28 protein-coding genes and 1 tRNA gene are annotated in these 25,165 nt (G+C 64.7%); 11 read left to right on the top strand and 18 right to left on the bottom strand.

Features of this window, described 5'->3' with window-relative positions; translation table 11 throughout:
- Positions 1 to 47: 47 nt before the first annotated feature.
- Positions 48 to 1,007 carry a zinc-ribbon domain-containing protein gene (locus FHS50_RS09400; RefSeq protein WP_183934184.1) on the top strand — a complete coding sequence of 320 codons (960 nt, stop codon included), beginning with the start codon at positions 48 to 50 and terminating at the stop codon, positions 1,005 to 1,007.
- Here FHS50_RS09400 and FHS50_RS09395 read toward each other — a convergent pair whose 3' ends face one another.
- A complete protein-coding gene (locus tag FHS50_RS09395; protein WP_183934183.1) occupies positions 1,008 to 1,244 on the bottom strand; it encodes a hypothetical protein in 237 nt (78 codons plus the stop codon). It abuts the gene before it with no gap.
- A gap of 158 nt (positions 1,245 to 1,402) precedes the next feature.
- Here FHS50_RS09395 and FHS50_RS09390 point away from each other — a divergent pair.
- A tRNA-Leu gene (locus tag FHS50_RS09390) sits at positions 1,403 to 1,489 on the top strand.
- A gap of 89 nt (positions 1,490 to 1,578) precedes the next feature.
- On the opposite strand, the gene FHS50_RS09385 is transcribed toward FHS50_RS09390, so the two are convergent.
- The 5 genes from FHS50_RS09385 to FHS50_RS09365 form a co-directional block, all read right to left on the bottom strand.
- On the bottom strand, positions 1,579 to 2,259 hold the full coding sequence (locus FHS50_RS09385; RefSeq protein ID WP_183934181.1) for a phosphoribosyltransferase: 681 nt from the start codon (positions 2,257 to 2,259) through the stop codon (positions 1,579 to 1,581).
- A 280-nt stretch (positions 2,260 to 2,539) separates the two neighbouring features.
- Positions 2,540 to 5,245 (bottom strand): hypothetical protein, encoded by a 2,706-nt coding sequence (locus tag FHS50_RS09380; protein WP_183934180.1) that lies wholly within the window; start codon positions 5,243 to 5,245, stop codon positions 2,540 to 2,542.
- 22 nt (positions 5,246 to 5,267) lie between these two features.
- On the bottom strand, positions 5,268 to 6,083 hold the full coding sequence (locus FHS50_RS09375) for a fimbrial biogenesis chaperone (protein WP_183934179.1): 816 nt from the start codon (positions 6,081 to 6,083) through the stop codon (positions 5,268 to 5,270).
- Between the two features lie 211 nt (positions 6,084 to 6,294).
- Entirely contained in the window at positions 6,295 to 6,873 is a 579-nt protein-coding gene (locus FHS50_RS09370; RefSeq protein WP_183934178.1) for a DUF4402 domain-containing protein, read from the bottom strand.
- Between the two features lie 160 nt (positions 6,874 to 7,033).
- Entirely contained in the window at positions 7,034 to 7,567 is a 534-nt protein-coding gene (locus FHS50_RS09365; RefSeq protein WP_183934177.1) for a DUF4402 domain-containing protein, read from the bottom strand.
- Positions 7,568 to 7,656: 89 nt separating this feature from the next.
- Here FHS50_RS09365 and msrB point away from each other — a divergent pair, with 89 nt between their 5' ends.
- Positions 7,657 to 8,058: a peptide-methionine (R)-S-oxide reductase MsrB gene (msrB, locus tag FHS50_RS09360; protein WP_183934176.1), complete on the top strand. Its 402-nt coding sequence runs from the start codon at positions 7,657 to 7,659 to the stop codon at positions 8,056 to 8,058.
- A gap of 46 nt (positions 8,059 to 8,104) precedes the next feature.
- Entirely contained in the window at positions 8,105 to 10,237 is a 2,133-nt protein-coding gene (locus tag FHS50_RS09355) for a transglycosylase domain-containing protein (RefSeq protein WP_183934174.1), read from the top strand.
- Here the strand turns inward: FHS50_RS09355 and FHS50_RS09350 are convergent.
- Both FHS50_RS09350 and FHS50_RS09345 read right to left on the bottom strand, forming a co-directional pair.
- On the bottom strand, positions 10,205 to 10,924 hold the full coding sequence (locus tag FHS50_RS09350; protein ID WP_183934173.1) for a M48 family metallopeptidase: 720 nt from the start codon (positions 10,922 to 10,924) through the stop codon (positions 10,205 to 10,207). The genes FHS50_RS09355 and FHS50_RS09350 overlap by 33 nt on opposite strands.
- A complete protein-coding gene (locus FHS50_RS09345) occupies positions 10,878 to 11,315 on the bottom strand; it encodes a YcgN family cysteine cluster protein (protein ID WP_183934172.1) in 438 nt (145 codons plus the stop codon). Before FHS50_RS09345 ends, FHS50_RS09350 begins: the two co-directional genes overlap by 47 nt.
- A 57-nt stretch (positions 11,316 to 11,372) precedes the next feature.
- Here FHS50_RS09345 and FHS50_RS09340 point away from each other — a divergent pair, with 57 nt between their 5' ends.
- Positions 11,373 to 11,972, top strand: coding sequence for an ankyrin repeat domain-containing protein (locus FHS50_RS09340; protein ID WP_183934171.1), 600 nt, complete (start codon positions 11,373 to 11,375; stop codon positions 11,970 to 11,972).
- On the opposite strand, the gene FHS50_RS09335 is transcribed toward FHS50_RS09340, so the two are convergent.
- The 10 genes from FHS50_RS09335 to FHS50_RS09290 all read right to left on the bottom strand — a co-directional run bounded on the left by FHS50_RS09335 (position 11,969) and on the right by FHS50_RS09290 (position 18,014).
- The gene (locus tag FHS50_RS09335) at positions 11,969 to 12,439 is read right to left on the bottom strand and encodes an MmcB family DNA repair protein (RefSeq protein ID WP_183934170.1); all 471 of its coding nucleotides are present in this window, start codon (positions 12,437 to 12,439) and stop codon (positions 11,969 to 11,971) included. The two genes, FHS50_RS09340 and FHS50_RS09335, sit on opposite strands and share 4 nt — an antisense overlap.
- Before the next feature lie 77 nt (positions 12,440 to 12,516).
- On the bottom strand, positions 12,517 to 13,170 hold the full coding sequence (locus tag FHS50_RS09330; RefSeq protein ID WP_246333111.1) for a cell wall hydrolase: 654 nt from the start codon (positions 13,168 to 13,170) through the stop codon (positions 12,517 to 12,519).
- A gap of 180 nt (positions 13,171 to 13,350) precedes the next feature.
- Positions 13,351 to 13,695: a DUF1491 family protein gene (locus FHS50_RS09325; protein WP_183934169.1), complete on the bottom strand. Its 345-nt coding sequence runs from the start codon at positions 13,693 to 13,695 to the stop codon at positions 13,351 to 13,353.
- Entirely contained in the window at positions 13,692 to 14,165 is a 474-nt protein-coding gene (locus FHS50_RS09320; RefSeq protein ID WP_183934168.1) for a PaaI family thioesterase, read from the bottom strand. The genes FHS50_RS09325 and FHS50_RS09320 overlap by 4 nt, the downstream gene beginning before the upstream one ends.
- The gene (locus tag FHS50_RS09315; RefSeq protein ID WP_183934167.1) at positions 14,146 to 14,610 is read right to left on the bottom strand and encodes a PTS sugar transporter subunit IIA; all 465 of its coding nucleotides are present in this window, start codon (positions 14,608 to 14,610) and stop codon (positions 14,146 to 14,148) included. The genes FHS50_RS09320 and FHS50_RS09315 overlap by 20 nt, the downstream gene beginning before the upstream one ends.
- A gap of 68 nt (positions 14,611 to 14,678) precedes the next feature.
- On the bottom strand, positions 14,679 to 15,248 hold the full coding sequence (gene hpf, locus FHS50_RS09310; RefSeq protein ID WP_183934166.1) for a ribosome hibernation-promoting factor, HPF/YfiA family: 570 nt from the start codon (positions 15,246 to 15,248) through the stop codon (positions 14,679 to 14,681).
- Between the two features lie 54 nt (positions 15,249 to 15,302).
- Positions 15,303 to 16,010, bottom strand: coding sequence for a DNA polymerase III subunit epsilon (gene dnaQ / locus FHS50_RS09305; RefSeq protein WP_183934165.1), 708 nt, complete (start codon positions 16,008 to 16,010; stop codon positions 15,303 to 15,305).
- 8 nt (positions 16,011 to 16,018) lie between these two features.
- Entirely contained in the window at positions 16,019 to 16,612 is a 594-nt protein-coding gene (coaE, locus tag FHS50_RS09300; RefSeq protein ID WP_183934164.1) for a dephospho-CoA kinase, read from the bottom strand.
- Positions 16,609 to 17,433 (bottom strand): shikimate dehydrogenase family protein, encoded by an 825-nt coding sequence (locus FHS50_RS09295; protein ID WP_183934410.1) that lies wholly within the window; start codon positions 17,431 to 17,433, stop codon positions 16,609 to 16,611. The genes coaE and FHS50_RS09295 overlap by 4 nt, the downstream gene beginning before the upstream one ends.
- Positions 17,430 to 18,014, bottom strand: a complete 585-nt coding sequence (locus tag FHS50_RS09290; protein WP_183934163.1) for a Maf family protein — start codon at positions 18,012 to 18,014, stop codon at positions 17,430 to 17,432. The genes FHS50_RS09295 and FHS50_RS09290 overlap by 4 nt, the downstream gene beginning before the upstream one ends.
- A 295-nt stretch (positions 18,015 to 18,309) precedes the next feature.
- Between FHS50_RS09290 and hemE the strand changes: the two genes are divergently transcribed.
- The 6 genes from hemE (at position 18,310) to mnmG (ending at position 25,159) form a co-directional block, all read left to right on the top strand.
- The gene (hemE, locus tag FHS50_RS09285) at positions 18,310 to 19,332 is read left to right on the top strand and encodes a uroporphyrinogen decarboxylase (protein WP_183934162.1); all 1,023 of its coding nucleotides are present in this window, start codon (positions 18,310 to 18,312) and stop codon (positions 19,330 to 19,332) included.
- Positions 19,333 to 19,336: 4 nt separating this feature from the next.
- Positions 19,337 to 19,789 (top strand): CopD family protein, encoded by a 453-nt coding sequence (locus tag FHS50_RS09280; protein ID WP_183934161.1) that lies wholly within the window; start codon positions 19,337 to 19,339, stop codon positions 19,787 to 19,789.
- Between the two features lie 171 nt (positions 19,790 to 19,960).
- Positions 19,961 to 21,217, top strand: a complete 1,257-nt coding sequence (rho, locus tag FHS50_RS09275) for a transcription termination factor Rho (RefSeq protein ID WP_183934409.1) — start codon at positions 19,961 to 19,963, stop codon at positions 21,215 to 21,217.
- Positions 21,218 to 21,281: 64 nt separating this feature from the next.
- Positions 21,282 to 22,016 (top strand): YjbE family putative metal transport protein, encoded by a 735-nt coding sequence (locus FHS50_RS09270; protein WP_183934160.1) that lies wholly within the window; start codon positions 21,282 to 21,284, stop codon positions 22,014 to 22,016.
- Positions 22,016 to 23,302, top strand: coding sequence for a tRNA uridine-5-carboxymethylaminomethyl(34) synthesis GTPase MnmE (mnmE, locus tag FHS50_RS09265; RefSeq protein WP_183934159.1), 1,287 nt, complete (start codon positions 22,016 to 22,018; stop codon positions 23,300 to 23,302). Before FHS50_RS09270 ends, mnmE begins: the two co-directional genes overlap by 1 nt.
- 54 nt (positions 23,303 to 23,356) lie before the next feature.
- Positions 23,357 to 25,159, top strand: a complete 1,803-nt coding sequence (mnmG, locus tag FHS50_RS09260; RefSeq protein ID WP_183934158.1) for a tRNA uridine-5-carboxymethylaminomethyl(34) synthesis enzyme MnmG — start codon at positions 23,357 to 23,359, stop codon at positions 25,157 to 25,159.
- Positions 25,160 to 25,165: the final 6 nt, after the last annotated feature.

Raw genomic sequence — 25,165 nt, 5'->3', positions numbered from 1 at the left:
ACACGCAAAACTTGCTGTTTATCCCCATTTAAATAGACGGGGATGCCATGATCTTAACCTGCCCATCGTGCAGCACGCGCTATGTCGTCAAGGACGGAGCCATTCCGCCCGGCGGACGCAAGGTGCGCTGTGCCAGTTGCAAGCATAGCTGGCACCAGGACCCCGAAACCCAGGTGGCGATGCCCACTGAGGAAAGCGAGGAGCCGGCACCGGCCACTCCAACCGAGGAAAAAGCGTCCGATCCGGTCGCGAATGTCCCGCCCGCCGACGATGTGGCGGTGGAAGAGGAAAGCGAAGCCGCGCCTCCGCCGCCGCGCGATACGGTGGTGTCGCCTCCCGAAATTCCCGAACCCGAGGAAGTGCCTCCGCCGCCCGCAGCCCCCGAGCCGGGATTTTCTACCGGTACCGTCGAAGGCATCATCGCTGCGGGCGCGAGCGAGGAGGTCAACATCTCCGAGCCCGAGATCCCGCCCGTTCCCGAGCCCGTCGAAGAGCCCGTGCGCGAAGAAGCCGAACCCTCGTTCAAGCCGCCGGTCGAGGAAAGCAATGAATATGCCTTCGTCACCGAGGACTATGAGGAAGAGGAAAAGCCGCGTCGCGGTTGGCTCGTAGTCATTCTCCTGCTCGCTCTGGTCGGCGCGGCAGCGGCGGCCTTCACCTATTTCGCGCCGCCCGCATGGAAGGAAGCGATCGGCATGGCCGAGGCCAGCGCCGAGACGCCGCTCGAACTCATTCTCGACGATCATAGCCGCGAAGCGCTGGAAAGCGGCAACGAGCTGCTCACAGTGCGTGGCCGGGTGATCAATCCGACGGGGATAGAGCAGCGCGTTCCGCCGCTCCGCGCCGAACTGCGCTCGGCTTCGGGGCAGTTGGTCCATGCCTGGACCATCGCTCCGCCGCGCCAGACGCTCGCCCCCGGCGAGAGCGCGAGCTTCAACAGTGCCGAAGTGGATGTGCCGGGCGGCGGTGAAAAGCTGACGGTGACGGTCGGCGATCCCGCCGCCTGATCATTCGAATTCGACCAAAGTCGCTTGGCGTAGCTGACCGTCGCGATCGCTGACCTGCGTGGTGCGGCGGCTGGCTCCCTCGACTTCGCGCATATCGCCCGCGACGAGCCGGAAAGGCTTGACGATTCGCACGCTCGCCCGTGCCGAGGCGCGCTGCACCAGGGGTGCGGCGGGGGCCGGCTGGGCGGCCTGCTGCGGCGCGGCAGCGACCATGGAAAGGGCAAGCAACAGGGTCATGATGCAGTGGTAATGCACAAAGACCCGGGATGGTTAACCCCTTATTAGGGATTGTCCCAAAATGGATCGGAAAAAGGGCCGTTGCCAGCCCCGACAGGCTTTGCTAGAGGGCGCGCCTTGCCAGGGATGACATGTCCTTTTGTCATCCAGTCTCGAGTGCGGTCGTGGCGGAACTGGTAGACGCGCAACGTTGAGGTCGTTGTGGCCGAAAGGCCGTGGAAGTTCGAGTCTTCTCGACCGCACCATTTTTCTCCGGGGACGGCACCCAAGGGTGCCCCCCGCGATGCTCCGAAGCGGATGATTCTTGCCGTGGCTGCCGAGTGTCGGCGGGCCGTCAGCTCGCCGCCAGCGCGTCGGGCGCGAATTGCTTGGCTTCGTCGAGAAGCGCGATCACTTCTTCATCGCCGACCTGGCGGAAATCGCGATAATGGGCGCCCACCGCATCGAAGGGATGCGGCGCCTCCAAATGGACGAACAGGTCGCAGTCGCGCGTGAGTTCGATGATCATGTCGGGCGGCGCGAGCGGGACCGCGAGGATGAGGGCATCGGGGTCGTTCTTGCGCACCGCCTTCAGGGCCGCGCGGACCGTGCCTCCGGTGGCGATTCCATCATCGACGATGATCACCACCCGTCCTGCGAGGTCGATCGGCTCGCGTCCCGCCAGATAGACCGAGCGCCGCCGTTCGATTTCCTGCATTTCGCGCTGGATCGTGCGCCGAACCGCGTCGAGATCGGGTCGAAGCCGCGCGACCAGATCATCGTTCATCACGACTTGCGGGCTGGCGCCATCGACCACGGCGCCGATGCCATATTCCTCATGGCCGGGAAGCCCGATCTTGCGGACGATGAGCAAGTCGAGCGGTGCTTCGAGCGCACGCGCGACCTCGAACGCCACCGGAACGCCGCCGCGCGGTAAGGCAAGGATCACGGGACGGCGCCTGGCAAAGGCGGACAGTCGCTCGGCAAGCGCGCGACCGGCTTCGCGGCGATCGGCAAAGAGAGGTTCGCGGCCCATTTCGCATCTCCGAACCGGGAAGGATGGCAGGGGCGCCCGAACGGACACCCAAAATGTCGTCCGCGGCACTTCCCCTGGTCCGTTGCCTTCTTCAGGCAATGTCTTGGGAAGCACCGCGGATCAAGCTGAGCATGTCATCGTCGACCCTCGGACCATGATTATCGCATTCGATAATCCTCAACGTCGCCCGGCTCGATACCCAGCCTTGAAAGACTAGCCGATCGGGCGCGAGGCGACTTGACGGTCGTCAATCGCGATCGGGATTGCGCCATGGCCCGCTTCAGGGTGCGGCGGCGAATTCAGCTTGGAGGGAAGCGGTCTGCGGTGCTTCGCCATCAAGCGTCACGGTCCCGATGCGCAGATAGGGCTTGTCGGGGTGGACACTCACACGGGTTTCCTTCGACAGCCGTGCAGCAAGGACATTGGCCGAATCGCTCGCGAGGCGCAGGCGATAGTCGCCATAGGCGACCTTTTCGAAGAGGAAATAGCCATCGAACTCGGTGCGCGTGGCAGCGACGACCTTGCCATGGCGGTCCACCAGTTCGAGCCCGACACCTTCGCGGGGCAGCCCGCTGACCCCGAGCAGCATGCCTTCGACTTCGCCCGAACCGACGAGCGGAATGAGGAGCTGGGCGGTGACGCCGGGGCGCGGCACGACCACTTGCAGCCCGTCGCGGGCGACGAGGGTAGGATCATCGAGAGCGGCGGTATCGAGGCCCACCGCGATGGGCGAATGGGTTTGCAGCCCGGCAACGCGGGCAAGGCCCTCAGCATTGCTCGGCCGAGCTTCGCCATGATGACCCGCGGTGAGAAGCGCACCTTCCTGCAGGGGCTCGCCCGGATCGCGACGACCATTGTCATTATCGTCGCGGAACACCACCGCCTCGATCGAGCCGGTGCGGGCGAGGGTCTGCGCGGTGGGGCGGAAGTTTCCGCCCGGCGCGTCGATCGAGAAAGCCATGTTGAAACCCGCCGCGACACTGCCGTCGCTCGCGGCTTCGGCGGTGAGCGCGACCGACGCGAAGTCGAACCGGCGGATATGACCGACCCGCGCGCGGATCCGGTCGCTCGACGGCTCCCACACCAGCCCGGCGTCCCAGTCGACGGTCTCGCTCGCGCTCCAATAGGCGTTGAGGCCGGCGCGGCTCACGCCGCCCCCGCCCATGAGGTTCCAGTCGACATCGCCCTGCAGGCGCACGTCGCCGATCCGGCCCGACCCGACGAAGCGAGCGGTGAGCCTTTCGCGCGGTGGGGGCGATGGGCCGCGGAACTGCTGGCGCTCCCAATCCACCTCGGCGGCGAGGTTGAAGCGGTTGACCATCATGTTCATCCGGGTTGCCGCCGACAAAGCGGTCGAGCCGTCCTCGTAGCGGCGGAAACTGGTGCTCGCCGAGACCGGGACGGTCTTGCGCCCGAGCTTGAGCGGGACGCTGGCCGAGATGGCATGTTCCTGTTCGAGCGGGTCGCTGCGCTTGGTGAGGTCGAAATTCCGGTTGAAGGTCGATTGGGCGCTGAGGCTGACGTCGCCGAGCTGGCCGATGGCGCGGGCGCGGTAGCGTTGGCCGCCATTGTCGGTGACTGCGGCGGTTAGCTCGACCAGGGCATTGCCGAAGGTGCGGCGAACGGCGCCTTCGACATAGGTAAGTCGTTCATCTTCAAGGAGAAGTGTCTGGGCGAGCATGCCCACCGAGAGGCGTTTGTCGACGCCATGATCGACTGCCAGCGTGGCCTGAGCGCGGACACCCGAGCCGGTGATGCCGTCGCGGCCGCTCAAGTCGAGGAGCGAGCGGCCGGGCTGGCTGGCACTGGCGAAATACCAGGTTTCGCCGGGCGGGATCTGCTGGTCCCCGACGAGGACTTCCTCGACGCGGCGGCGGACCTGTCCCTGCGGGCCGTAAAGAACGATCTCGATGTCGTTCTTTCCATATTGCAATTCAATATCATCAAAGAGGTAGCGGCCGTCGGGAGTGGGAACCGAGAATCCGAGCAATTGGCCGTTGCGATAGAGTTCGGCGTCCCAGCCGGCGGGCAATTCGCCTTCGAAACTGACGGTGTCGAACTGGGCCAAGCGGCGAAGCGGGCGATTGGTGACGAGCGCGCCGCGCCCGTTGCCCGCGACATTGCCCACCCCGCTCGCCCCGGTGACGAGATCACCCAGTTCGACATGAGTGGCGTCGAGCAGGCCGAGAAGGCCGCCGTCGATCGAGGAACGGTAGGCGCGCATCCGCAGGAGACCGCCTGCGCCGGTGGGCGAGCTGGTGAGCCGCGCATCGAAGGACATCTTGGCGAGTTCGCCCGAAGCATAGACCGACATGTTGCGATCGACCTCGAGCCCGCTGTGCGCCGAATAAGTGATACCGCCCGAGACCACCACGTCGAGCGCGGGGGTGCGCCACATGCGGTACGGCAGCTTGACCTGGGGCAGGCTGGCGAGGTCGAAGGCCGCGCGCTGGGCGAGCCGTTCGGCCCGCTTGCGCCGTTCGACCGCCCGTTCGACGGGAAGCCGGGCTTCGCTTTCGAGCGAAAGCACCGATCCCGCCAGATTGGCGCGCACCCCCACCCCGAACCAGTCGGCCAGCGCGGCAGGATCAACGCACCAGCCTTCGGGAACGGTGCGAATGTCATTTGTTGCTATTGATTTGCGTTTGCCAGAAAGTGTGACCGTCTGGCTTTCGCGGTCGATCTCGATGCGGTTTTCCTCGGAAAAGGCCCAGCCCGAGGCTTTCTGCCGTTCGAGATCGAGCTTCATCGGCACGTCGAGCGCGGTGAGGAAGTCGCCGAACAGCACGCAGGGGCCGCCCGGCGTGTCATAGGCGCGCACGCCATTGCCGAGCAGCAGGTCGCGCACCTGCATGTCGAGGAGAAACTGGGTTTCGGGATCGGCGGTCCATTGCTGGGTCACCGGGCTGGTCTCGGACGCGGGAGCGGCGCCGCCGACAGCCAGTGCCAGCAGCGCCGCTACGCCCGTGACGAGCTGGCGGATCATCCCCCCGCTCCCGTTCCTCTTCCTAGCGCAGCACCGCGTCGGTCGAGGCGATCAGCGCGCTGCCTTCGTCGGGCGAGGCGCGATATTCGACCTTCACCTTGCCGGTGAGCGGACCCTGATAGTCCTCGCGGACCTGGAGCGTGACCGTGCGGCGATTGATTTCGGGATAGATGGCGACCCCGTTGAGGAAAGCGATCGCTTCTTCCTCGCCTTCCTTGAAGACATCGATGCGACCATAGGTCGAGCGCTGGCCCGAACGGGTGAGATCCACCGCGATCGCGGTACGTTCGCCCTGTTCGACCTTGCGCACGTCGGTAATCGCGGCCTGGACCTCGAGACGGCCGAGACGGACGATTACCGGGATGGTCACGCCATAGACGGGAGTGAGACGGAAGCTCAGACCCTCGGTCTGGGCGCGTTCCTCGACCGGGCGCGGCTTGGGAATCGCGCGAAACAGGAGATGAATCCGATATTCGCCGTCCTGGACGCCTGCCGGAGCGCGCGCGGCGATGCGGATCGCCTGCGGCTGGTTGGGGGGCAGGGTGATGCGCCGCGGAGCGAAGATCACCATGTCGCGCGCCAGTTTCTCGGTGGTGTTGGGCGTTTCGACATCGTCGAGCGAGCCATCCTCGCCCATGCGGCGCAGTTCGGCGGTGAGCCGGTAGGTCGCTTCTTCCTCGCCGATATTGTTGAGCAGCACCTGGGTGCCGCGACCGCCGTCGAGGATGACGCGGGTAGGCGCGACGAGGAGGTCGCCCACGCCCGCCTTGGCGGGAAGCGCGGCAAGCCCGAGCGAAGCGGCGGCAAGAAGGGCGAGACGCCCGAAGCGGTGGGTCATGGACTGGTCTCCGATCACAGATGCCCCTCGAAGGGGCCGTTTCGAAGCCAGTTTTGGTCCGTAATGGTTAATATTGCGCAAACCCTGTTCGGTGAAACCGGGGGATCGCGGGGCGATTGCGGCGCCCAAAAAAAGGGCGGCGCACCCTTCGCAGGTACGCCGCCCCTTTTCGGTGCCGAGGGGAATGGACGCCTCCCCTGGCGGTCCCGCCTTACTCGTAGTCGGCGGTGACGGTGAAGGTGCCTTCATAGACGCCGTCGACGGTGTTGTCGGCGACGGTCAGCGAACCGCCGACCCAGAAGTCGGTGCCCGGCGCGCCCGAATTGGCGAGCTGCATGTCATAGGAAGCGTCGGCATCGCTGTTGGTGAGGTTGGTGGTCAGCGAAGCGACGATCGTTTCGGTGCCCGTGAGACGCGTCATGGTGACGGTCGGGTCGATGTCGACATTGACGTTGACATTGTTGGTGCCGGTCAGCGTGTAGGTCACGTTGGTCGAAGCGCCGCCATTGGCGATCGAGCAGGTGAAGCCGTCGGCGGCGCAGTTCTGCGAATAGGTTGCCGTGTTGTCGGCCGAGACCGAAACGGTCGTGCTGGCGCCCGAGGGCGTCGCCGGAAGAACGATGGTGCCGAAATCGAGGTCACCCGCCTTCGAGATGGTGAGCGGCTTGACGATCTTCACTTTGGCCTTGCCGGTGTTGTCCGAGACGGGAGCGGCCTGCGCCGGGGCGGCCACGAGAGCGGTGGCGGCAACGGTAGCGGCAAGCGCCGTGATCTTCTTGATGCTGGTCATGTTCAATTTCCCCACTGGTCCAAAAATGGTCATTTCTCATCGGCTGCCTGCCAAGGCGGCCGGCGATCCGTGGGATTGGCATTAACCGTCTCTGCTTACGGCTTTGCTCAGCAACATGGTAAAATCGCCGTTAAGGTTTAATCGAAAACGGACCGATTTCTCACAAATATTCAGCGATTATGGGGACTTCGCCGCGATAGTCGCCCTCGGCATCGCCCTCCACGAGGAGCCGTCCGCCGAACTGGAAACGCAGCATTCCCTCGGCATCGAGGCGGGGAATCCGCGGCAGGTCATGGTCGATCGAATCGAGAATCAGCCGGTCGCCATCGGTCGAGAAGAGCTCGATTCGCTCGGGCAGGCGGACGGTCACCAGCCGGTCGGCCTCGCCGCGGATCACCACCTGGCCGACCATCGCGCGCGAGGAGAGGATCGCGACATTGCCTTCGGCCATGCGCGTTCCGTTGGCGCCGAGCGTGGCGCTGCCGAAACCCTCTCCGGTGAGCACGATCGAATCAAAGTCGAGAATCGTTTCGACCTGCAGGCCGATGCGTTCCTCGCCTGCCTTGCGCTGGTCGACATGGACGCTGCGTTCCTCGCACAAGCGGCATTGTGCCGCGGCCGGCATGGGCGCAGCAACGGCGAAAGGCAGCGCGTGAAGCAGCGCCGCCAGGGGAAGGACAAATCGGTCCATCATGGCGGGAACACTAGCCAATAGGGGTGAAAACAGGGTTAATAGCGATTCACATCTTCGACGCGACGAGACCGGACCGGAAAACTAGAATCATGGCCGACAATCATCTTACCGACGCCGAGTGGCGCGCGCGGCTGACCCCCGAGCAATATCGGATCCTTCGCGAAGCCGGCACCGAGCCGCCCTTTTCGGGCGCGCTCAACATGGAAAAGCGCGATGGCACCTATCATTGCGCGGGCTGCGGCGCCCAATTGTTCGGCGCCGATGCCAAGTTCGACAGCGGCTGCGGCTGGCCGAGCTTCACCGCGCCCGCCGATGCCGAAGCGGTGAGCGAGCATCGCGACGACAGCCATGGCATGCAGCGCGTGGAAATCCGCTGTTCATCTTGCGACGGGCATCTTGGCCATGTCTTTCCCGACGGACCCGGACCGACGGGCCTGCGTTATTGCATCAACTCGGCATCGCTCGACTTTGCCGCCGAGGAAGACGAGTAAAAGCGCGCTTGTCGCACGGGCCTGCGCCGACTAGCACCGAGGATTGATGGCCGAGCAGAACCGAACCCGCCGCGTCGCGGTGCAGATCTTCAAATGGACTGGCATCCTGAGCGTGGCTGCGCTGGCGGCGCTGTTCATTGCCGTGCTGGTGGCGCACCAGTCGCTTCCTTCATACGAACAGCTCAAGCGGCGCGACGACCTCGGCCAGACGATCCGCATCCGCGCCGACGATGGCAGCGTGCTCGTCTCGATGGGGCCGAGTTTCGGGCGCTGGCTCGAATATGACGAGATTCCCCAGACGATGAAGACCGCGATGATCGCGGTCGAGGACCGGCGTTTTCGCCATCATCCCGGCGTCGATCCGATCGGCATCGGGCGCGGCATTCTCGATTCGATCACCAAGGGCCACCGCGTGCGCGGCGTGTCGACCATCTCGCAGCAGCTGGCGCGCAATGTCTTCCTCACTCCCGAGCGGGAAATCGGGCGCAAGATCCGCGAAGGCATCATCGCGCTCGCGCTCGAGCAGAAATTCTCCAAGGACCAGATCCTCGAACTCTATCTCAACCGCGTCTATTTCGGCGGGGGCGCCTATGGCATCGATGCCGCGAGCCGCACCTTCTACGGACATAGCGCCGAGCGGTTGAGCCTCGGCGAAGCGGCGATCATCGCGGGTCTCGTGAAGGCGCCGTCCAACTATTCGCCGACCGCCGACATCGAGGCCGCGCGCGACCGTGCCAATGTGGTGCTCGACCTGATGGTCGAACATGGTTTCCTGTCACCCGCCGCCGCCGCGAGCGTCAATCCCGCCGAAATCCGCCTCGAGCGCCGGACCAACGAGAATAGTGCACGCTATTTCACCGACTGGGCGCTGCCGCAGCTCGACACGCTCATCGACGAGACCTCGGCGCCGATCGACGTGTGGACCACGCTCGATCCCGAGATGCAGGATGCCGCCGACAAGGCGATCAACGCCCATGCGCCTTCGGGCGTGCAGGGCGCGCTGGTGGCGATCGACCGCGACGGCGCGGTGCGCGCGATGGTCGGCGGCAAGGATTATGTCGAATCGATCTACAACCGCGCCGCAGTCGCGCGCCGCCAGCCGGGCAGTGCCTTCAAGCTGTTCGTCTATCTGACCGCGCTCGAGAATGGTTACAAGCCTGGCGACGTCGTGGTCGACGAGCAGGTGACCATCGACGGCTGGACCCCGCGCAACAGCAACCGCCGCTTCCTCGGGCCGATCACGCTGCGCGAGGCCTTTGCCCGCTCGGTCAACACGGTGAGTGCCAAGATCGGCGCGGAACTGGGCTTTTCGACCATTGCACGGATGGCGACACGCTTTGGCATCACCGACGATATCTCCATCTATCCCTCGATGGTGCTGGGGACGAGCGAAGTGCGGCTGCTCGACATGACGCGGGCCTTTGCCGCGGTGGCGCGCGGGGGCACCAGCCTGCCGCCTTATGCGATCAAGCGCGTGGTGACCGCCGACGGACGGCTGCTCTACGAGCATCGGCCCGCCCAGGAACGGGTGCTGGTGTCGCCCTGGGTCGCGACCGACATGACCGATCTTCTCCAGACCGCGGTGCGATCGGGCACCGGGCGGGCGGCCAATATCGGGCGTCCGGTCGCGGGCAAGACCGGCACCACCAATTCGAACAAGGACGGCTGGTTCATCGGCTTTTCGAGCGGGCTGACCGCGGGGGTCTGGTTCGGGCGCGACGATGCCAAGGCGGTCCCGGGACTGGGCGGGGGCACCGCGCCTGCGCGCGCCTTTGCCGATTTCATGCGGGCGGCGGTGGCCGACCGGCCGGTCGAGCAGTTCGAGACCAATGCGCCCTTGCCCGAATGGCAGGTCGAGCCCGACGACGAGGCATGGTTGCTCGACGGGCCGCTCTATGACGAATTCGGCAATCCGATCGGGCCGATCGAGCCCCTGCAGCCCGGCGTGGTCGATCCTCTCGCTCCGCGCGACCAGGGCGGGGAGAATGACGAGGGCTTCAGCTGGATCGACGAAGCGCTACGGCGGGGTCAGCGGCGCGAACCTCCGCAACAGCCGCCGCAGGGCGTCGAGATCCCGGTGATCACCGAGCGGCCCGTGCAGCCGCAGCAGGCGCCCGGGCAGGGGCGCGTGGTCACGCCGCCGCCGTCACCGCCCGATCCGTTGCAGCCGCGGCCCTAGTTCGCGCAGGAGGCGGCGCGCTGGGCGCGTCGGGGCGCCGTACAATTCTTCCTCGAAGGCGTGGAAATCGGGGCCGTGGTCCATGTGGCGGCGGTGAGCCACTTCATGCGCGGCGACGTAGCGGCGGACCTCGGGCGGGGCGCAGACGAGGCGCCAGCTGAAGCGCAGCTTGCCTTCGGGGCTGCAGCTTCCCCAGCGGGTGCGGGCATCGCCGATGGCGACTCCGGTGACGGTGACGCGGGCCTTTTCGGCGTAGAATGCGACATCTTCGCTCAAGCGGTCGCGGGCGGCGCGGCGGAGCCAGGCGTGGACGCGGGCGGGGAAGGCCTCTTCGGGGCCGCCGCCGACGAGGCGGCCGTCGCCATGATGGAGGCGGCGGGAAGCGGCGGGGTCGTGGACCAGCAGGAGTTCCTCGCCGCAGAAGGGGATATGTTCGCCCGGGGCGAGCGGGATCGACGGTGGGCGCGCGGCGCGCTGCTCGGCGATCCAGTCGGACTGGCTGCGCGCCCACGCCCTGGCGCGGGCCTGGCTGGCGCGCGGAGGCAAGGTGAGCAGGAGGCGGTCGCGCTCGGCATCGTAGCGCAGGCGCATCCGGCGGGCGCGGGGGTGACGGCGAAAGACGAGCTCGAGCCCGTCGAGATCATAAGGGGCGGTCGATGAGGTGATGTTCGATCTCCCCCGCTTCATCCTCGCTGACGGTCCAGCCGCGGATCGAGATGCCCGCTTCGTGCACGCTTTCGCGGCTGCCCGAGAGCAGATGGTGCCAGGAAAAGAGCGGCTTGCCCTCGGCGCGCAGGCGATAGGCGCAGGTTTCGGGAAGCCAGCCGAGTGAATCGACGCTGGCCTTGGTGAGCGTGACGCAATCGGGGACATGGGCGCGGCGGCGGGCATAATCGGTGCAGCGCGCGCTTTCCCGGTCGAGCAGGCGGCAGGCGATGTCGGTGGCATAATAGGCGCCCGTGTCGGCATCCTCGGCCTTGTGCAGGCAGCAGCGGCCGCAGCCATCGCACAGCGCTTCCCACTCGCCCTGGTCGAGTTCGGATAAGGGCTTTTCCCAAAAGGGCTTTTTGCTATTCATTCCAAAACCCCTTAAGCCGCGAGCCGCGCACCAAGACAAGAGTGAACGAGGAATTGAATGCGACCTTTCTGGATCCTGCTGTCCGCCTTGATGATCGCCACGCCTGCCGCCGCGCAGAAGATCAGCGAAGGCGAGACCTTCCTGTCGGCGGTGCGCGACCTTGACGGGGGAACCGCGCTTCCGCTGCTCGAGCAGCCGGGTTCGCGCATCGCCAATTTCAAGGGCTATGACGGCGAGACCGCGCTGCACATCGTCACCAAGAAGAAGGCGCTGCCCTGGGTCGGTACGCTGCTTCGTCATGGTGCCGATCCCAACGAGCCGTCGCGCCAGGGCGATACCCCGCTGACCATGGCCACCCAATTGGGCTGGGTCGAGGGCGTTTCGGCGCTGATCAAGGGCGGAGCGAAGGTCAACCAGGGCAATCGCTGGGGCGAGACCCCGTTGATGATGGCCGTCCGCCTGCGCAACAAGCGGCTGGTCGAATTGTTGATGGAAAATGGCGCCGATCCCGACCAGGCCGACCATTCGGCGGGACTGACCGCGCGCGATTATGCCAAGCGCGACAATCGCAATCCCGAACTGCTGGCGATCATCGAAAGCGGCGGCAAGAAGCCCAAAAGCGAACTGACCTTCGGGCCGATCATCGAACTGCCCTAGCGTTCGTCCCCGAGACTGGGGTCGATGTCGGCGGCGAGACGCCGCGCGGCCCGGCGAGCGAAACGCAGCGTCTCGGCCTTGCGCCGGGCCGGAGCGAGCTTGAGATCGGCGGCATCGCGAAGCTGCGCCGCGTCATAGCGATCGGCGACGATCAGCCCCGACATCTCGGGAAGAAAATCCTCGGTCTCGCAGAGCGAAGCGAGTTCGGGCGTCACCGCCCAGTAGAAATGGTCGCAATAGTCGAGATAGTCGCGCCATTTGCGATCGCCCATGAGATCGGCGCGCGCGACCTTGATCTCGACGATTACCAGCTTTCCCTTGCGGTCGATTCCCATGAGATCGGCGCGCCGGCCGTTGGGCAGCGGCACTTCGCACACCATGAAGCTTTGCGAGCGGGCGAAGAGGCGCGTCACGCCGCGTGCGACATCGAGCGCACGCGCGGGCGAATCGGCAAGACAGTCGGCCATGCATCCTGCCTAGAACAAAAGGGGACCGCAGGCCAGCGCCGGCGGTCCCCCTTGGTGATCGGCGGATGTCCTACCTTTTAGCGGTAGAAGATGTGGTTCCCCACATTGCCGATGCGCGTCAGGCGCCAGCGCGGATTGACATAGCGCGCATGGAAGAAGAGCGCGTCGGGCACCGAGCTGTCGAGATGGTCGCCATCGACGATGCGGGCGATCGCCACCGCGCGTTTCCAGGCCTTCGAGCCGCGCTTGATCGGAGGCATCTTGCCGCCGCGCACGAAGCTGAACTGGTGGCGCTGGTAGACGACATCGCAATAGCTGTCGGGGAAGCGCGAGGATTCGGCGCGGTTGGCAACCACCTGCGCGACGGCGAGCTGGCCTTCGAGCGGTTCGCCGCGGGTTTCGAAATAGACCGCACCGGCGAGGCATTCCATCTCGCGGTCGCGGGGATTGTCGCCCCAGAAGTGGGAAACGAGCGAATGCAGATCTTCGGGAAGCGCTTCTTCTTCTTCTTCTTCCTCGATGGCTTCTTCCTCGAGAGGCAGCGGCGCGAGCGGATCGCCCGTCGCCTCGGCCTTCAGAAGTTCATCGACCGCGGGCATGGCCACGGTGGGCGATGCCGAAGCGGTGAGCATGTTTTGCGCATCGATCGAGGGATTCATTTCCGCGGGTGCCACCGCGGTTGCCGAGATCGTTGCCAGAACCAGGAGCGCCGTACGCCGAAGAGTTCGCATGAATATCCGTATCAGATGCGGTGAGCTTGGTGATCCGGGAACGATTGCGCTCTATCGGCGTTTTTCGAACCAGGAGCCGTACTCCCCGTCTGCGTGGCATCACGTCACAGCATTCGTGCTGGTGAAGGATACCCCCCGCAATTACGTTGCGGGGTCCATTCTAGCCGTGGGCATGCACAATCAAGAAAATTCGGTCGTTTCAGCGACGAACCGTTCGGCGTCCGCGATATCCAGTTCAATTAACCATAAGTCCGGATCGAATCGCCGCTTTTTTGCCACAAAGTCTTGGATTTCCGCCAATTCCGCTTCGCCATCGGGCCCCGAGCGGGTCCATTCGTAGCGCCCCGAAGGCGACAGCATCCGCTCCAAGCATCCGTAATGACGGCCTTTTTCGGCAATCATCAGCACGATCGAGCCGCGCTCGGCATCGCCTTTCTGTAGGACCGTCGCAAAGCCCCCGGCTTCGCGGGCGCGCGCCATCAGCCCGGCGGCTTCGAGATGGGCGGCGAGACGCTCGCCGCTCATCGCGGAGCGTAGCCGTCGAGACCCGACAGAGCGATATGGCTGCGCAGGAAGGTGCCGGTACCGCGCGCGCATTCCTCGCCTTCGGAATCGAGAATCCGCGCCTCGGCGACGAACACGCGGCGCTTGCCGCTGACCCAGAAGCCTTCGGCGATCGCGGGGCCTTCGCGCATCGGCTTGGTGAAATGCAGGTTGAAGGCGGTGGTGAGAAGGAAGCGGTCGCTCACCAGGCTGTTGGCGGCATAGAAAGCCGCATCGTCGAGCATCTTGAAGTAAAGCGTGCCATGCGCGGCTCGCGCGGCATGATAATGTTCGCGCGCGACATTGAATTCGATGCGCGCCAGTCCCGGCTCTTCCAGGTGGAGTTTCGAGCGGAACAGGCCGTTGACCGGCGCCGAGGCGTAGAGGCCCTCGAGCGCACGAAGATGCGCTTCGGCCCCATGGGCGTCGCGGTCAGGCGTTGGCGGGTTCATCGCTTCCCAGGAGGAGCGCGGCCATCGCGTCGCGGCTGCGCGCGCCGCGGATCTTCTCGACCGTTTCGCCATGGCGGATCACCCGGCTGATCGCCGCGAGAGCGCGCAGATGTTCGGCGCCGGCATCGGGCGGGGAAAGCAGGAGGAAGACCACGTCGATCGGCATCTTGTCGATCGCGCCATAGTCGATCGGTTCCTCGAGCCGGGCAACCAGGCCATAGACCCGGTCGAGCCCCTCGACCTTGCCGTGCGGAATCGCCACGCCGCCACCGAAGCCGGTCGAGCCGAGCTGTTCGCGCTCGAGCAGCGAATCGACGATCGCGGCGGCATCGAGGCCCAGTTTCTGCGCAGCCGCCTGCCCCAGCGATTGCAGGAGCTGGCGCTTGTTGCGCGCCGAGAGGCTGGTCCGGATGGCCGGAATGTCGATGAATTCGGATAGCTGCATGATACTTCAGTGATTGTACGCGGGGGCACTCCGCTAGGCGCGCCCCCTATCGGAAAGCAGCGGCCTTGTCAGCCTCTTCGTGGTTCGACCCAGCCGATGGTCCCGTCCTCGCGGCGGTAGACCATATTATATTCGCCCGACTGGCCGTTCTTGAACATCAAGGCATTGGTGTTGCGAAGATCGAGCATCATCACCGCGTCGGAAACGCTGGCGACCGGGATGTCGGTGCGCGTTTCGGCGACGATCGCGGGGCTGTCGGCCTTGACCTCTTCCTCGTCATTGCTGGCGGCGAAAACGGTATAGCCCGCGTCGATGTCCACCGGATGGTCATTGCTCGCGGTGCGCCGTTCGCGGAGCCGTTCGCGATAGCGCTTGAGCTGCCGCTCGATCTTGTCGGCGGCGCCTTCGAAGGCGACATGCGCATCCTGCGCCTGATTCGAGGCCTTGAGGACCATGCCCTGGTTGACCGGAGCGACAATATCGCAGGTGAAGGCCTCATGCGGCCCGCGCCCGAAGGTGACATTGGCACCGATGGCACGGGAGAAATATTTTTCCGCCATGCCCTCGATCCGCTCGCTGACATGATTGCGGAGCGCCTCACCGGTATCGACCTGGTGACCTGCGACACGGATGTCCATCCGCCTCTCCTTTCCGTTCTAAAGTGGCGAACCGGAGCCGGTCGCCAATAACAACTACGTGGTAGCCGCGATCCTGTTCCACAAGGGATCGCCCATCTGGCTGATAAATTCGGCATGACGCTGCAATTCGGCGGCGCTCGGCGCATGGGCGCGGGGGGCACGCGCCGGGCGCGTGGCGGCCGAAGCCAGTCCGACCGCGGCGGCGAGCGGAGCGGGCTCCTTTTCCTCGGCACCCAGCGACAGGCCGATCTGGCGGCCGCCGGTCAGTTCGACATAGACCTGCGCGAGAAGCTGGGCATCGAGAAGCGCGCCATGCTTCACGCGCTGCGAGCGGTCGACCCCGAAGCGCGAGCAGAGCGCATCGAGGCTGTGCTTGGCGCCGGGATGCTTGCTGCGGGCGAGAACCAGCGTGTCGACCATCCGGTCCATCGAGACCGCGCTCCGCTGACAGCGCTCGAGCTCATGGTTGAGGAAGCCGAAGTCGAAGCTGGCGTTATGGGCGACCAGCGGACAGTCGCCGAGGAAGTCGAGAAGCTCGTCGGCCTTTTCGGAAAAGCGCGGCTTGTCGGCGAGAAAGGCATCGGAGAGGCCGTGCACTGCCTCGGCTTCGCTCGGCATCGGCCGTTCGGGATTGAAATAGGCGTGGAAGGTGCGGCCCGTCTCGACCCGGTCGATCATTTCCACGCAGCCGATCTCGACCATGCGGTCACCGCCCGCGGGGCTGAGGCCGGTCGTTTCGGTGTCGAAGATGATTTCGCGCATGGCGCTCATTATTGCGCGGGAGACAGGTCCAGACAAGCGATGATCCGCTCGACCTGCTGGCGCGTTTCCTCGACCGGGCCCGAGGTGTCGACGATGAAGTCGGCGCGGGCGCGTTTTTCGGCATCGGGCATCTGGCGGGCGAGGATGGCATCGAGCTTTTCGGCGGTCATTCCGGGCCGCGACAGCACGCGCTCGCGCTGGAGTTCGGCGGGAGCGGAGACCACGATGACATGGTCGAACTTGTCCTCGCCGCCGGTCTCGAAAAGCAGCGGGATGTCGAAGGCGAGCGCGGGGGCGCTGCCGTTTTCGAGAATGAAGCGGGTGCGTTCGTGATGCACCGCGGGATGGACGATGCCCTCGAGGCGAGCGAGCTCTTCGGGATGACCGAGCACCATCGCGCCGAGTGCGTCGCGGTCAACCGCGCCGTCGGCGGTCGAGCCCGGGAAGGCCTTTTCGATGCGCTTCACCAGCGGGCCATTGCCCGACTGGAGCGCGCGGACGGTGGCATCGGCGTCGAACACCGGGATGCCCGCCTCGGCGAACATTGCGGCGACCGTCGATTTGCCCATCCCGATCGAGCCGGTGATCGCGAGCGTCTTCATGCGCGGAGCCTTTCGAACAGCTCGGCATCATAGTCGCGCGGGGCCTCGGCGTCGAAGAAAAGCTGGAAGCTGGCGGCGGCCTGTTCGACCAGCATGTCGATGCCGTCGACGATCGCCAGCCCGCGCTTTTCGGCGTCTTCGATCAGCGGGGTTCTGGCGGGGGCGGTGACGAGATCGAATACCCAGCCATTGTCGGACAGGCCGCTGACGTCGCAATTGAGACATTTGTTGCCGTCCATGCCGAGCGGAGTGGCATTGATGATGCCGTCGCCGGTGACCGGGGCTGTGAAGGGGCGAGGCGGATGGGCGAGCCCGAACTCGACCGCGAGCTTGACCGCGCGGGTCATGTTGCGGGCGTGGATCACCACGTCGACCAGCCCGAGCGAGCGGCAGGAGACGAGCACCGCGCGGGCCGCGCCGCCATTCCCAAAAAGGGTGATGCGGCCCATCGCCCGGCCTTCCTCGTGCAGACGGGCGAGGAGGAACATCACCGCGCCGACATCGCTGTTGCCCGCGACCAGCTCGCCATCGCGCGGGACGAGGAGATTGGCCGCGCCCGCGGCGACCGCGCGGTCGGTGGCGCGGTCGGCGGCGGCGATCGCATCGAGCTTCAGCGGCATGGTGACATTGGCGCCGCGCCAGTCGGGATCGGGCCTGCGTTCCGCCAGATAGGCGTCGAGTTTACCGCGTTCTACGCGGCGACGGTCGTAAGCGCCTGCGATCCCCGCCTTTTCCAGCCAGAAGCGGTGGATAACCGGTGACTTGCTCCCTTCGATCGGGTCGCCGATCACCTCGGCATAGGGGAGGCCATCCTCGCTCATGAGGGGAGAGCGCCTTGCTCGCGGAGCGCTCCGAGAAGGGGCAGGAGGGGCATTCCGAGGATGGTGAAATAGCTGCCTTCGACCTTTTCGAAAAGCAGGACGCCCGGGCCTTCGAAACGGAACACGCCGACGCATTGGCTGACCGCCGGCCATTCCTTGTCGAGATAGTCGGCAATGAAGCTTTCGCTCAATTCGCGGACGTCGAGACGCGCTTCGTCGACCGTGCTCCAGAGCTTTTCCCCGCCGCGCGAAAGAGCGACAGAACTGATCAATTTCAATGACTTACCGCTGAAACGCCGGAGGTGCGCGGCGGCATCCTCGCGGCTGGTGGGCTTGTCGAAGGCATGGTCGCCTAAAAGGGCGATACTATCGCTTCCGATGACCAGGTCGGAGGGGTGGGAGCGACTGACTTTCAGTGCCTTTTCAATGGCTAGCTTGCGGGCGAGTTCGGGGACGCTGCCGACATGGGCGGCCTTGATCGCGCCTTCGGGCAGGTCGGCCGGTACCACCCGATAGTCGAGCCCTGCCTGGTCGAGCATGGCACGGCGGATTCCGCTGGCGGAAGCGAGGATCAGGCCCATGGGACAAGTCTGTGGATAACCATGGGGCTTGGCCTAGCGCGAAACTGGGGATGGCGGAACCGCGATGATTGTCATTTTGCCATCCGCGCGCCATTCCACAGTTCATCCACAGGGTCCGGTCGAACCGGCGCGGCTGTGAGTCATGGGGGAAAGGCAAGGCAAGTGCCTGAATCGCTTGATTCAAGATGCGACGCGCCATGTTGGCAAAAGCGGGACGGACGCTTAAACCCCGCCACCCACGCGCCAACTACGATTCCTATCTAGATTCTAATATATATATAAGGAGAATAAGAGGGTGGCCGATAAGCCTTTGCTCGCCGTCCTGCGGGGCGAACGCCGGGACCCGCCGCCCGTCTGGATGATGCGCCAGGCCGGACGCTATCTTCCGGAATATCGCGCGCTGCGTGCCGAGAAGGGCGGATTTCTCGACATGGCCTATGATCCCGAGGCCGCGGCCGAGATCACCATGCAGCCGCTGCGCCGTTTTGCCTTCGATGGTGCGATCCTCTTTTCGGACATTCTGATCGTTCCCCATGCGCTCGGCCAGGAGCTGAGCTTCGTCGCGGGCGAGGGTCCGCGGCTCGCGCCGCCGCTGTCGGACGCCTCGCTGGAGGGGCTTCAGCCGGTCATGGAGCGCCTTGAACCGATTTACGGGACCGTGGCCCGGGTGAAGGCGCAATTGGCGCCCGAGACGAGCTTCCTGGGCTTTGCCGGAAGTCCCTGGACGGTGGCGACCTATATGGTGGCCGGTCAGGGAAGCCGCGACCAGGCCGAGGCGCGCACCATGGCCTATCGCGAGCCCGAAAGGTTCGGCGCGATGATCGAGCGTATCGAGCAAGTCACGATCGAATATCTTGGCGGGCAGATCGAGGCGGGCGTCGATGCGGTGCAATTGTTTGACAGCTGGTCGGGCAGCCTGTCGCCCGAGGAATTCGACCGTTGGGTGATCGCCCCGACCCAGCGCATCGCCGCGGCAGTGAAGGCGCGCCATCCCGACACGCCCGTGATCGGTTTCCCCAAGGGCGCGGGCGCCAAGCTTGCACGATATGCGAGCGAGACCGGTGTCGATGCGGTGGGCCTCGACGAGACCGTCGATCCCGAATGGGCGCACCAGGCGCTTCCGGCCGGGATGCCGGTGCAGGGCAATCTCGATCCGATGGCGCTGCTGGCCGGAGGCGATCGGCTCGACCAGGCGGTCGATCGCATCATCGCGGCCTTGAAGGATCGGCCGCACATCTTCAATCTGGGGCATGGCATCGATCGCACCACGCCGATCGAGCATGTCGAGCGGATGCTGGCGCGGGTGAAGGGGGCCTGAGAACATGAGCGAATGGATCGGTTTCCTGGGCGCGGGCTACCCCTGGGTGAAGGCCGCGCATGTCATCTTCATCATCTTCTGGATCGCGGGGCTGTTCATCGTGCCGCGCTATTATGTCCATCACCATGCGACCACGCCCGGGTCGGCCGAGGACCGGGCATGGATCGAGCGCGAGGACCGGGCGCGCACCATCATCCTCACCCCCGCGATGCTCATCAGCTGGGCGCTCGGCCTGTCGCTGGCCTTCCATCTCGGCGCCTTTGCCGAGGGCTGGTTCCATGCCAAGTTCCTGCTCGTCATCCTGCTGACGGGCTACCAAGGCTGGGTAAGCGCCTTCGGCAAGAAGCTGGCGCGCGGCGAACGGCCGCTCGAGGGGCGTTCGCTTCGCATCATGAACGAGGTACCCGGCATCTTCACGGTGCTGATCGTCATCCTCGTGATCGTCCGGCCTTTCTGACCGCCCGCACCGCCGATGGGCGATTGACTCGGCTGCGGCGCGCTTTTACCTGCGAGGCCAAGCGGCCCGCCTGACCTTTCCCATGGTTGGCGTTTCCCGGCCGCGCCGGCATCGCCCGCGTCCTGCGGCCCTGCCCTGTTGGTTTCCCAGACCGAAAAGACAAAGACCATGATGCATCTCCAGGATTTGAAAACCAAAGCTCCCGCCGAACTGGTCGCGATGGCCGAGGAATTGGGCGTCGAGGGCGCGTCGACGCTGCGCAAGCAGGATCTGATGTTCTCGATCCTCAAGGCCCATGCCGAGGAAGGCGAGCAGATCATGGGGATGGGCACGATCGAGGTGCTCAACGACGGTTTCGGTTTCCTGCGGTCGCCCGAAGCCAATTTTCTTGCCGGGCCCGACGATATCTATGTCGCGCCGCACCTCGTGAAGAAGCTCGGCCTGCGTACCGGCGACACGGTCGAGGGCGAGATCCGTTCGCCCAAGGACGGCGAGCGCTATTTCGCGCTGACCAAGGCGACGCAGATCAATTTCGACGATCCCGAAGCGGTGCGTCATCGCGTCAATTTCGACAATCTCACGCCGCTCTATCCCGACGAGAAGCTCACGCTCGATAGCTCCGACCCGACCGTCAAGGACAAGTCGGCACGGGTGATCGACATCGTCTCGCCGCTCGGCAAGGGCCAGCGCGCGCTGATCGTCGCGCCGCCGCGCACGGGTAAGACCGTTCTTCTCCAGAATATCGCCAAGGCGATCACCGACAACCATCCCGAGGTGTTCCTGCTCGTCCTGCTCATCGACGAGCGGCCCGAGGAAGTCACCGACATGCAGCGCAGCGTGAAGGGCGAAGTGGTGTCCTCGACCTTCGACGAGCCGGCCTCGCGCCATGTCCAGGTCGCCGAAATGGTGATCGAGAAGGCCAAGCGCCTCGTCGAGCACAAGAAGGATGTGGTGATCCTGCTCGACTCGATCACGCGCCTCGGCCGCGCCTACAACACCGTGGTGCCCTCGTCGGGCAAGGTGCTGACCGGCGGCGTCGATGCCAATGCGCTGCAGCGTCCCAAGCGTTTCTTCGGCGCCGCGCGCAACATCGAGGAAGGCGGCTCGCTTTCGATCATCGCGACCGCGCTCATCGATACCGGATCGAAGATGGACGAAGTTATCTTCGAAGAGTTCAAGGGCACCGGTAACAGCGAAATCGTGCTGGACCGCAAGGTCGCCGACAAGCGCATCTTCCCCGCTCTCGACGTCGGCAAGTCGGGCACCCGCAAGGAAGAATTGCTGGTCGACCAGGCAACGCTGTCGAAGATGTGGGTGCTTCGCCGCATCCTCATGCAGATGGGCACCATCGACGCGATGCAATTCCTTCTCGACAAGATGAAGGATGCCAAGTCGAACGAGGATTTCTTCGCGAGCATGAACCAGTAAGGACGCCGCGCGGGGCAATGGTCCCGCCGGGAACCGTGACGACGAGCCATCTGTTGGGGGCACCATGATCGAGCAATTGCTTTTCCTTCTCGCGGCCGCGTCGGGCGAGGCCTTTTCCTTTGGCGGGCCGGCCGACATCTGGGCCGCGATCGTCCATGATTTTTCCAACATTACCGAGCCTGCGGCCATGGCGGCCTTCCTGCAGGTCCTGATGATCGACCTCGTACTCGCGGGCGACAATGCCATCGTGGTCGGCGCGCTGGCGGCCGGGCTTCCGCCCGACCAGCGGCGCAAGGTGATTATCATCGGCGTGCTTGCGGCGCTCGTCCTGCGCATCATTTTCGCGCTGATCGTTACCCAGCTTCTCCAGATCGTCGGCCTCATCCTCGCGGGCGGGCTGCTGCTTCTGTGGGTGGCATGGAAGATGTGGCGCGAGCTGCATCATGAAGGCCAGAGCATGGGCAGCCCCGAAGTGGTGGGCGATGAAGACAGCGGCGTGAAGCCGGTCAAGAGCTTTGCCGCAGCGGCCTGGGCCGTGGCGGTTGCCGACGTCTCGATGAGCCTCGACAATGTGCTCGCGGTCGCGGGCGCGGCGAAGGAGCATCCTGGCATCCTGATCGTCGGCCTCATCCTTTCGGTGGCGCTGATGGGGCTCGCGGCCAATGTCATCGCCAAATATATCGAGCGCTATCGCTGGATCGCTTATGTCGGCCTGCTGGTCATCCTCTATGTCGCGGGCAAGATGATCTATGACGGCTTCGTCGATCCCAATGTCGGGATTGGCGTGCTGTTCGGCTGATGACCGAGGGGAGCGACACGATTGTCGCTCTCTCCTCGGGAGGACTGCCGAGCGCGATCGCGGTGATCCGCGCGTCGGGACCGAAGGCACTCGAGCTGGCCGAACATATGTCGGGGCCCTTGCCCGAGCCCCGGGTGGCGGCAATGCGCACCTTTGTTGCTGCTGCGACGCAGGAACCGATCGACGAGGGACTGTTGCTCCTCTTTCCCGCTCCGCATAGCGTAACGGGCGAAAATGTCGTAGAATTTCATACACATGGCAGCAAGGCGGTCGTTGCCGCGATGATTGACGCCATGACGTCAGTCAGTGGTATCCGGCAAGCCGAACCCGGGGAATTCACGCGCCGGGCGGTTGCCAATGGCAAGATGGACCTGACCAGCGCGGAGGGGCTGGCCGATCTCCTCGACGCCGAAAGCCAGCAGCAGCGCAAAGCTGCCTTTGAGCTCTTACGCGGCGGTCTCAAGAGGGAATGGGAGGAATTACGCGAAAAAGTGCTCGACCTGTCGGCGCGCGCGGAGGCGGCGATCGATTATGTCGGGGACGAGGATGAGACCGGAGGGCGCGAAGAAGCGCTTGTGCGCGATTGCGAGGCGCTCCGCGACGAGATTGAGGGATGGTTGCGTCTGCCCGATCGTCGGCCGATCCGCGACGGGATCCGCGTGGTCCTGGCGGGACCGGTCAACGCCGGAAAATCGAGCCTTCTCAATGCTATCGCAGGGTCCGACCGCGCAATTGTCAGCGATGTGGAAGGCACGACGCGCGATATCATTGAAGTTCCGCTGAGGATCGACGGCACGGCCTATGTCTTTGTCGACACCGCTGGGCTCCGCGAAAGCGAGGACGTCATCGAGCAGATCGGAGTGGGGCGCACGAAACGTAATATCGGCGAGGCTGACATCCTTTTGTGGCTCGGCGAGCCTGGGGAGTCACCCGAGCATGAACGGTTGATCGTGATCGCGTCGAAAGCGGACCAGAGATCCGCGCCGGTCAAGGGAGCGTTCAATCTGTCTGCGCACGATCCTCAGAGCCTCATTCCGCTCTTCTCGGCATTGAAGAAATTGTCTGAGACGATTTTGCCTGGGGACAACGGACTTAGTCTCACGCAATGGCAGCGGGCCCGGATGATCGAAGCTAGAGAAATCCTTGGCGATCCGGTTCCGCATGACGCATTGCTTCTTGCCGAGAATTTGCGGTCCGTCCGGGAATTGATCGACCATCTCCTTGGTCGGAGCGGTGTCGAAGATCTCCTCGACCGGATCTTTGGGCGTTTCTGCCTCGGAAAATAGTGTTTCACGTGAAACATCTTATGTCTCGGCGTTACTTTTGCTAACGGCGCGAACATGTTCGACGTTTTGGTCATCGGTGCGGGTCATGCGGGGGTGGAAGCTGCTTATGCTGCCGCCTGTCGAGGTGCGCGTACGGGACTAATCAGCTTCGCACGAGACAATGCCGGGCAGATGTCGTGCAATCCCTCGATCGGCGGGGTCGGCAAGGGCCATCTTGTGCGGGAGCTGGATGTTTTCGGCGGAATTTTGGCTTACGCGTCCGATCAGGCGGCCATTCACTACCGCCTCCTAAATCGCAGCAAGGGTCCCGCCGTCCAAGGTCCGCGTATTCAGGCGGATCGGCGGATTTTCCGCGAGACGGTTCAGAACGAGCTTGGGCAGGAGCCCGTCGAATGGTTGATCGGTGAGGCGGAGGGGATCGAGATCCGCGAGGGGCGGGTTTGTGGCGTCACGCTGGCCGGGCAGGGGCTGATCGAGGCCAGAACGGTGATTGTCGCAACGGGAACCTTTCTCGGCGGGAAGCTCTATCGCGGGCATGAGACAAGCACCGGGGGTCGTGTCGAGGAACGCGCAGCGAGCCGGTTGGGTGAGCAGTTCATTGCCGAGGGGCTGGTGCAAGGACGGCTCAAGACCGGTACGCCGCCGCGGCTCGATGGTCGTACGATCGACTGGGCGCGGCTCGAACCGCAGCCTTCGGATTGGCAGGACTGGACCTTTTCGCTGCGCTCGACGGAACGCAGTTTGCCGCAGCTCGCATGCGCGATTACGCGAACCAATCCGCTTACGCATGATGTGATCGACAAGCATGCCGACCGCTCGCCTCTCTATGCGGGGACGATCGAGGGGAGGGGGCCGCGCTATTGTCCGTCGATCGAGGACAAGGTGCGCCGTTTTGCCGATCGCGATGGGCATCAGATCTTCCTCGAGCCCGAGGGGCTCGACAGTCATCTGGTCTATCCGGCGGGGATATCGACTTCGCTGCCCGAGGATGCGCAGGTCGAGATGCTGCACACGATCGAGGGGCTCGAGCAGGTCGAGATCTGTCAGGCGGGGTATGCGGTTGAATATGCCTTTATCGATCCGCGCCGTCTGGACCAGCGGCTTGCAATGAAAGAGGTGGATGGACTGTTCTGCGCGGGGCAGATCAATGGCACCACTGGATATGAAGAAGCGGCGGCACAGGGGCTGGTGGCCGGGATCAATGCGGCGGCCGAAGCGCTCGACCGCGAGCCGACGACTTTCGACCGGATGTCGAGCTATATCGGGGTGATGATCGATGATCTCACCATCCACGGAGTGAGCGAGCCTTATCGGATGATGACTGCCCGGGCCGAATATCGCTTGCATCTGCGGGCCGACAATGCGGTCCGCCGGCTTGGCGCCGATGCTATTGCTTCGGGTGTCGATCAGAAGATGGTCGAGCGGATCGAACGGCACTTTGAACGGCATGCAGAGCGGACCGAACTGCTCGATGACGTCGTGGGGGCGTCGGACCTGGGGTTGGCGGGAAGCGAGCGCCGGCCATTGTCGGAATGGTTGCGACGCGACCAGGCGGTGGGAGCGGTGCGCGAGCGCTTGGCCCACGATGCACTGACTGACGAGGTGATCGCCGATGCGCAATATGCGCCTTATATCGAGCGGCAGCGCCGCGAGTGGGAACGGCTTGCTTCGGATGGACGGATTGCCATCCCCGGCGACTTCGATTTTTCGACGGTGCCGGGACTGTCGAGCGAAATGCAGGAGCGGCTTTCCGAGGCCCGGCCCGACAGCCTGTCGCAGGCGTCGCGGGTGAGGGGAATCACGCCCGCGGCACTGAGCGCGCTTCATTTTGCACTGGTGCGCCGTGACGCGGCGTGAGCGGCT

This window comes from Sphingomicrobium lutaoense, assembly GCF_014195685.1.
Taxonomy (GTDB): Bacteria; Pseudomonadota; Alphaproteobacteria; order Sphingomonadales; family Sphingomonadaceae; genus Sphingomicrobium; species Sphingomicrobium lutaoense.
Note: the sequence above shows the minus strand (reverse complement) of the source record. Positions and strands in the feature narration are given on the sequence as shown.

Coding starts and splice junctions, on each gene's coding strand:
- FHS50_RS09330 (WP_246333111.1), bottom strand. CDS start 13,170: ATGCGAACTCTTCGGCGTACGGCGCTCCTGGTTCTGGCAACGATCTCG.
- FHS50_RS09280 (WP_183934161.1), top strand. CDS start 19,337: ATGAGCGAATGGATCGGTTTCCTGGGCGCGGGCTACCCCTGGGTGAAG.
- FHS50_RS09355 (WP_183934174.1), top strand. CDS start 8,105: ATGGCCGAGCAGAACCGAACCCGCCGCGTCGCGGTGCAGATCTTCAAA.
- msrB (WP_183934176.1), top strand. CDS start 7,657: ATGGCCGACAATCATCTTACCGACGCCGAGTGGCGCGCGCGGCTGACC.
- FHS50_RS09370 (WP_183934178.1), bottom strand. CDS start 6,873: ATGACCAGCATCAAGAAGATCACGGCGCTTGCCGCTACCGTTGCCGCC.
- FHS50_RS09380 (WP_183934180.1), bottom strand. CDS start 5,245: ATGATCCGCCAGCTCGTCACGGGCGTAGCGGCGCTGCTGGCACTGGCT.
- mnmE (WP_183934159.1), top strand. CDS start 22,016: ATGACCGAGGGGAGCGACACGATTGTCGCTCTCTCCTCGGGAGGACTG.
- FHS50_RS09320 (WP_183934168.1), bottom strand. CDS start 14,165: ATGAACCCGCCAACGCCTGACCGCGACGCCCATGGGGCCGAAGCGCAT.
- mnmG (WP_183934158.1), top strand. CDS start 23,357: ATGTTCGACGTTTTGGTCATCGGTGCGGGTCATGCGGGGGTGGAAGCT.
- FHS50_RS09365 (WP_183934177.1), bottom strand. CDS start 7,567: ATGATGGACCGATTTGTCCTTCCCCTGGCGGCGCTGCTTCACGCGCTG.
- FHS50_RS09270 (WP_183934160.1), top strand. CDS start 21,282: ATGATCGAGCAATTGCTTTTCCTTCTCGCGGCCGCGTCGGGCGAGGCC.
- rho (WP_183934409.1), top strand. CDS start 19,961: ATGCATCTCCAGGATTTGAAAACCAAAGCTCCCGCCGAACTGGTCGCG.
- FHS50_RS09295 (WP_183934410.1), bottom strand. CDS start 17,433: ATGAGCGAGGATGGCCTCCCCTATGCCGAGGTGATCGGCGACCCGATC.
- FHS50_RS09375 (WP_183934179.1), bottom strand. CDS start 6,083: ATGACCCACCGCTTCGGGCGTCTCGCCCTTCTTGCCGCCGCTTCGCTC.
- FHS50_RS09350 (WP_183934173.1), bottom strand. CDS start 10,924: ATGAAGCGGGGGAGATCGAACATCACCTCATCGACCGCCCCTTATGAT.
- dnaQ (WP_183934165.1), bottom strand. CDS start 16,010: ATGCGCGAAATCATCTTCGACACCGAAACGACCGGCCTCAGCCCCGCG.
- FHS50_RS09325 (WP_183934169.1), bottom strand. CDS start 13,695: ATGAGCGGCGAGCGTCTCGCCGCCCATCTCGAAGCCGCCGGGCTGATG.
- hpf (WP_183934166.1), bottom strand. CDS start 15,248: ATGGACATCCGTGTCGCAGGTCACCAGGTCGATACCGGTGAGGCGCTC.
- FHS50_RS09290 (WP_183934163.1), bottom strand. CDS start 18,014: ATGGGCCTGATCCTCGCTTCCGCCAGCGGAATCCGCCGTGCCATGCTC.
- FHS50_RS09395 (WP_183934183.1), bottom strand. CDS start 1,244: ATGACCCTGTTGCTTGCCCTTTCCATGGTCGCTGCCGCGCCGCAGCAG.
- FHS50_RS09400 (WP_183934184.1), top strand. CDS start 48: ATGATCTTAACCTGCCCATCGTGCAGCACGCGCTATGTCGTCAAGGAC.
- FHS50_RS09335 (WP_183934170.1), bottom strand. CDS start 12,439: ATGGCCGACTGTCTTGCCGATTCGCCCGCGCGTGCGCTCGATGTCGCA.
- FHS50_RS09385 (WP_183934181.1), bottom strand. CDS start 2,259: ATGGGCCGCGAACCTCTCTTTGCCGATCGCCGCGAAGCCGGTCGCGCG.
- FHS50_RS09340 (WP_183934171.1), top strand. CDS start 11,373: ATGCGACCTTTCTGGATCCTGCTGTCCGCCTTGATGATCGCCACGCCT.
- coaE (WP_183934164.1), bottom strand. CDS start 16,612: ATGAAGACGCTCGCGATCACCGGCTCGATCGGGATGGGCAAATCGACG.
- FHS50_RS09345 (WP_183934172.1), bottom strand. CDS start 11,315: ATGAATAGCAAAAAGCCCTTTTGGGAAAAGCCCTTATCCGAACTCGAC.
- FHS50_RS09315 (WP_183934167.1), bottom strand. CDS start 14,610: ATGCAGCTATCCGAATTCATCGACATTCCGGCCATCCGGACCAGCCTC.